General features: G+C 71.9%; 2 protein-coding genes. Both read left to right on the top strand.

Features of this window, described 5'->3' with window-relative positions:
- Window positions 1–5,150 (top strand): acyltransferase domain-containing protein (locus QK444_RS29875; protein WP_282785460.1); only part of this gene is annotated, 5,150 nt, incomplete at its 5' end.
- The coding region (locus QK444_RS29870; RefSeq protein WP_282785459.1) for a beta-ketoacyl synthase at window positions 5,147–6,843 on the top strand (1,697 nt) is incomplete at its 3' end. The genes QK444_RS29875 and QK444_RS29870, both read left to right, overlap by 4 nt.

The following is a 6,843-nucleotide window of genomic DNA, read 5'->3' as shown; positions in this document are numbered from 1 at the left end:
CGCTGGCCCTGCACCAGAAGGTGCTGCCCGGCACCATCAATGTCGAGGCCCCCAATGCCGAGATCGACGCGGCGACCGCGCCGTACTACGTGAACAGTCGCACCCGGCCGTGGATCCGGGATCCGAGGCGGCCGGTGCGGCGGGCGGCGGCCTCGGCAATGGGCTTCGGCGGCACCAACTTCCACCTGGTGCTGGAGGAGGCGGACGCGACGCGCGGGCCGGTGCTGCACCGGGTGCCGCGCGCCCACCTCTGGCACGCGCCCGACGTGGCCACGCTCATCGACGCGGTGCGCGACCGCGCGGGCGGAGACGGCGGGGATATTCCGGAGGGCCACGCCCGCATCGGATTCGTCTCGATCGACGACGACTCCACCGACCATCTGCGGGCGCTCGCGGTGGACGAGTTGGTGCGCAACCCCGATGCGGCGCACTGGGATCACCCGGAGGGCGTGTACTTCCGGGCGGCGGCGCTGCCGGACCGCAAGGTCGGCGCGCTGTTCGCCGGTCAGGGCAGCCAGTATGTCGATATGGGTGCCGACGCGGCGCTGAACAATCCACCCGTCGGCGCGGCCTTCGACGCCGCCAACGCCGGATTCGCCGATGCGCCGGTGCGACTCGGCGCGGTGGTGTTCCCGCCGCCCGCCTTCGACGAGTCCACGCGGGAGGAGCAGGAGAACACCCTGCGCCGCACCGAATTCGCGCAGCCCGCCATCGGGGCGCTGTCGGCGGGGCAGTACCGGGTGCTGTCCGAGTACGGATTCCGGGCGGACGGGTACCTCGGGCACAGCTTCGGTGAGCTCACCGCGCTGTGGGCCGCCGGTGCGGTCACCACCGAGCAGTTCTTCGGGCTGGCGCGGGCGCGCGGCGCGGCCATGACGGTGGCCGACGGCGTGGACGCGGGCACCATGGTCGCGATCGCCGCCGCACGCGACGTGGTGGAGGCGCTCATCGACGGTATCGACGACGTGTGGATCTGCAATCACAACGCGCCCGATCAGGTCGTGGTCGGCGGTGGCACCGACGGAGTGGCGACGGTGACCGAGCGGTGTGCCGAAAATGGCTGGGCGCTCCGGCATCTGCCGGTGTCCGGTGCGTTCCACACGCCGTACGTCGGCCATGCGGTGGCGACGTTCGGGGCGGCGGTCGCGGAGGTGGAGATCGGTGCGCCGGACGCGCCGGTGTACGCCAATACCCGGGGCGCTGCCTACGGCGAGGACGACGACGGCAATCGCGCCACCCTCACCGCGCAGCTCAGCAATCCGGTGGAGTTCGCCGACGCGCTGGCCGCCATGCGGGCCGACGGCTGCACCGTCTTCGTGGAATTCGGTCCCAAGCAGGTGCTGACCTCGCTGGTACGCCGCACCTACGGCGACCAGGTGATCGCCATCGCGACCGACTCCGGGCCGATCGGCAATGGTGACCTCGCGCTCAAGCGGGCCGCGGTGCGGTTGGCCGTGCTGGGCTTCGATATTCGCGGCATCAATCGTTTCGCCGTCGCCGAACCGCCGGCGGTCACCTCGAAACCCGCCATGGCGGTGACGCTTTCGGCTCCCGAGTACGTGCCGGAGAGCCGTCGCGCCGCCTACGCCGCCGCCCTGTCGGACGGTTATCGCGCCACCGTGGACGCTCCCGCGCCACCGCCACCGCCACCGGCACCGGCTCCCGTGCCGGTGCCCGCCCCCTCGCCCGCGATCATTCCCTCGAACGGACAATCGGAGAACCACGTGTCAGCGGACCCGCAGTACCGAGAGCCCGCGAGCGCCCTGGACAGCGCCCTCGCCCAGCATCTGCACACCCACCGCCACTACCTGGACGGCCAGCTCGACCTGGCGCGCGGGCTCGCGGGAGCGCTGCGCGACGGCGCGCTCGACGATCTGACCGTGCGCGCCATCGAGGCCGTGAAGGAGCACGGCGTGGCCATCAGCGACAGCCACTCGCGAGCCAGCGAGGTGCTGGCGCAGCTGGCCGAGTTGGAGGGTGGGGGGTCGGTGTCGCCGCGTGCCACCGCCTTCACGGTGGACGCCGACCCGCTGCGGTCGTTCGCGCCGGGCCACACGGCGCGGGTAGTGGAAGACACCGCACAGCGGTCGCTGGTCTCCGGCAATGGGGCGATCGTGCCGCCGCCCGCGGATACCGCATCGCGGTCGACCGGGAACGGGGCGGACTCGTCGCATCGGGCCGATGCCGAGTCCGCGTCGCCGGGGATCGAATCCGTCCCCGGTGCGGCCGCGGCCGATTCGGTCGTCTCCAGCGACACTCTGCGGCAGGCGCTGCGTGACGTGGTGGCCGAGAAGACCGGCTATCCGGTGGACATGGTCGATCCGGCCATGGATCTGGAGGCGGACCTCGGGGTGGATTCGATCAAGCGGGTGCAGGTGATCGGGGCGCTCCAGGAACGTTTTCCGGCGCTACCGAGTCTCGGTCCCGAGCAACTGGGCACACTGCGCACGTTGGATCAGATCGCGGAACTGCTGGCGGGATCGGCGGAGGCACAGCCCGATACGGCGAAGGAACAGCCTGATACGGCGGAGGCATCGGGGGACGGACCGTCCGTCTCCGAGGCGGCGTCGGACGACGCGCTGCGGCGGACCCTGCTCGAGGTCGTGGCCGAGAAGACCGGCTATCCGGTGGAGATGATCGATCCGGCCATGGATCTGGAGGCGGACCTCGGGGTGGATTCGATCAAGCGGGTGCAGGTGATCGGCGCACTCCAGGAACGCTTCCCCGCGCTACCGAGTCTCGGCCCCGAGCAACTGGGGACGCTGCGCACTCTCGATCAGATCCTGGCGGAACTGGTCGGGGGTGATGTCCACCCAAAAGCTGAGGCCGCGGCCCGGACGCCGCGGCACCTCGTCGAACTCGTCGAACTCGCGCCGGTGGATCTCGTCGTGGATCCGTATCGGACGGCCGGGCGCGCCGTGGTGGTGTGCCTGGACCACTCCGCCGAAACCGATTGCGAGGCGGTGGAGGAGGAACTGCGCGAGCGGGGCTGGCAGGTACGGCGAGCCGACGGCGCCGCCGACCTCGGCGGGGCTCCGGCGGATGTGTGCGTGGTGGTCGCGGGGGTAGCGTCGGAATGGGAACAGGCGCAACGCGTCCTGAGCGACGGCATCCTGGTGGCCGGACGGGCGTTGCCGGTACTGGGCGGTGCGAGCGGCCGGGCCGGATTCGTCACCGTCACGCGGATCGACGGGCAGCTCGGATTCCAGGGAGCCGCACCGGTTGCGGCCCTGTTGGGCGGCCTCGGCGGCATGGTGAAAACCCTTGCCGCGGAGCAGCCATCGCTGTTCTGCCGGGCACTCGACATCGATCCGGCGGTATTGCCGGGACAGCTGGCCGAGATCGTGCTCGAGGAACTGTGCGATGCGGCGCGGGACACCGTCGAGGTCGGGGTGGACGCGGCGGGGCGGCGGCGCACGCTGGTGCCGAGTCGGCACGCGGCGGCGCGGGACAGCGATATCGTGCACGCCGACACCGACTTCGAGGTCGACGACCTCACCGAGGACGACGTGCTGTTGGTCACCGGTGGTGCGCGCGGGGTGACGGCGACCTGTGTGCGGGCGCTGGCCCGCGTATGCCCGGCCCGGTTCGTATTGCTGGGCCGGACCGAACCGGTGCCCGACCCGGAGTGGGCACACGGCGTGGCCGATGCGGAACTCGAGGCAGCGGCGGTGCGGGCGCTGGCCGGGAACGGCGTGACGCCGCGTGAGATCGACCGGCACTGCGCGGGCGTGCGTGCGGTGCGCGAGATCCGGTCCGTGCTGGACGAACTCGGCGAGCGCGCCGACTACGTGGCGGTCGACGCCACCGACGCCGAAGCGCTGCGCTGGGCGCTACTGCCGTGGCGCGACGCCATCACCGGGGTCGTGCACGGGGCCGGAGTGCTCGCGGATTCCCTGCTCCCCGACAAGACGCCGGAATCCATCGACCGGGTGCTGCGCCCCAAGCTCGCCGGACTCGCCGCGGTGCTGGCGGTCGTCGAAGCACCCCGGCACCTGGTGCTGTTCACCTCGGTGGCCGGATTGTTCGGCAATGCCGGGCAGGCGGACTACGCGGCGGCCAACGAGGCGTTGAGCCGCTTCGCCGTCGGCTGGGGCCGCCGCTACCCGGAACGCCGGGTGACCGCGCTGGACTGGGGCGCGTGGGACGGCGGCATGGTGACCGCCGCACTGCGCGAGCACTTCCGGAGCCGGGGCATCCCGCTGCTGGATCCGGCCGCCGGTGCGGCGGCGTTCACGGCTCAGTTCAGCACGGCGCGGCGGGCGGAATCGGTGCTGCTCGTCGGCGCGGCGACACCGCTGTCGACGGGGGCGGTGGAAACGGGGCCGCTCCGGGCCCGCCGCGGACTGGCCGGACTCGTCGACGAACCGGTCATCGCCGCCCATCGGATCGGCGAGCACATCGTGCTCCCGGCGACGTTCGGGCTGGGTGCGATGGTCAATCTCGCCGAGCGCGCCGGAGCGGGACGAACGGTGATGGGCGTGCACGACTTCCAGGTGCTCAAGGGGCTGGTCTTCGACCATCCCGTGACCGCGCTGGAACTGGAGATCGAGCCGATCGGGTCGATCGACGGGCACGATGCCGTGCGCGCCACCGTCTTCGGCGAGACCACCGCTCACTTCCGGGCCACCCTGCTGTACGGCGCGGCATCGGAACCCACTGCCCGGCCGCGGATTCCGGACGGCGTAGCAACGGATGCCCAGCGGATATACCGCGACGCCGTCCAATTCCACGCCCCCGCGCTCCAGGGGCTGCGCCGGATACGGTCGGAGAGCGACGCCGCGATCGTCTTCGAATGCTCCCTCCCGGCCGAGCCGGTCGCCCTGGGGGCCTACGCGGGCCGGTTGCACAACCCGGTCACGGCGGACCTCGTGCTGCAAGGGCCGCCGGTCCTGGGCCACCGCCTGCTCGGTACGGCCTGCCTGCCACTCGGCATCGGCCGCATCGACTATCACGCACCCCTCCCGACCGGCGAGCCCTTCCTGCTCCTGGTCGACAACCCCCGGCCCGCCCGCATGGAGGCCCGCATCGACGCCACCGCCCTGAGCGCGGACGGCACGGTACTGCAACGGTTCTCGGACGTCACCGTGGTGACGACCCCCGATCTGACGGAGAAGTTCCGGACCTCGGTGAGGCGGTGGACGGCATGACAGGACTGGAATTCGACGGAATCGCCTTCGACCCGACGGGAGTGGGGCGGGCGGAAACCGCGGCCATGGGCGCGGAGGGGGAGCGGCGAGGCGAAGCGGCCCCGGAGGTACCGGCCGGCCCGGACGGTCGTGCCGGTGCGGCGGGCGAGCGGACTACCGCGCCGGTCGAGGTGCGGGCCGTGGACTCGGCGGTAGCCGGGGGACCGGATGCGGCGGCGGGACGGGAATCGCGCGTCGATGTGCCCGGCGCGTCGGCCGCGAACCCGCTGGCGGAGATTCGAGCCGGAGTGGTGGCCGCGCATCGCGCCGCGCTGTCGGCACAGACGGCCATGCAATGGGCGCTGTGGCGGCGGGTGGGTTCGAGGGCGGGGCAACCGGAACCGCCCGATGCGAACGGCGAACCGCGAAGGGCCGCGACGCCACCGGCCCTGCAGAATCACGGTGGCGAGCGGGTCGAGACGGCTGCTGCGGGCAGCACCGCGGATTCGCCACCGGCCGGGGATTCGAATGGAGTCGGCGCGTACGGACGAGATGGTGGCACCGGTACGACGAACGACAGCCGCCGTGTCACCGCGCCCGAAGGGGCGTTCAAGCCGCTCGCCCGGAGCGGGCGCACCCGGTTGGGCCGCGCGGCCCTGGAAACGCTGGCGCGCGGGGAGGTCGCCGAGGTGTTCGGGGCGTCCTACCGGCGGGCCGGGGTCGACTCGGCGGCGCGGCTCGCCGGTCACGGGGCGCTGGTGCTGACCGAGGTCACCGATATCGAGCTGTACGGCGGTGCCGGAAACGGCCGGGTCGTCGCGCGTTTCGACGGGGATACGGGCGCGGCGGCGACCCAGGTGGCCGAAGTGTTCGCCCTGTTCACCGGGATGCCGCTGTGCCTGTCCGGGAGCACGCTCAGCACGGGGGTGGTGGGCACGCCGGTGACTGGTTCGGGCACGGTCGAATTGGTGGTCGAGGCACTCGATCTCGTGCCGCGGCCGTTCGTGCGGGCGCGGGCGGAGTTCCGTGACGCCGCCGCGCTCGAGGTCACCGTCATGGTGATCGAGGCGGCCGGTGCGGATGTCGGTCCCGGCGCGGCGGGGCGCGGGCCGCTGCTCAACGAATTCCACATGGCCCATCTGGCCCGCGGGGATCAGGGTATCGCCATGGGACCGGAATTCGAGGCGTACACCGGGGTGCGGGCCACCCGGTTGCCGACCGGCGGGCTGCTGCTGGTGGATCGGGTGCTCACCTTCGACGGTGCGCGGGGGCAGCTCGACAGCGCCTCCTACACCACCGAATACGACTCCCCGGCCGATTCCTGGTACTACGCGGACACCGCCGACGAATCCATGCCGCACTTCGTGTACATGGAGACCTCGCTACAGGCGGCGCTGCTCATGGGCTACTACGCGGGACCGACCCTGCCCCAGCCCGGCACCACGCTCAGTCTGCGCAACCTCGGCGGTACCGCCACCGTGCTGCGCCAGGTCGACCTGCGCGATCGCACCATCGTGCAGTCCTCGCGGCTGCTGTCCACCACCATCCTGCCCGGATCCTCGCTCCAGACCTTCGATTACACGCTCAGCGTGGACGGTGCGCCGTTCTACCGGGGCGAAACCATGTTCGGCTACTTCAGCGACGAGGCGCTGGCCAACCAGACCGGCTTGGACGCAGGACGTTTCGCACCCACCTGGCTGGCGCGCCATCCCGA

This window comes from Nocardia sp. CC201C, from assembly GCF_030010695.1.
Taxonomy (GTDB): Bacteria; Actinomycetota; Actinomycetes; order Mycobacteriales; family Mycobacteriaceae; genus Nocardia; species Nocardia otitidiscaviarum.
This window is presented reverse-complemented; position numbering and strand designations above follow the sequence as displayed.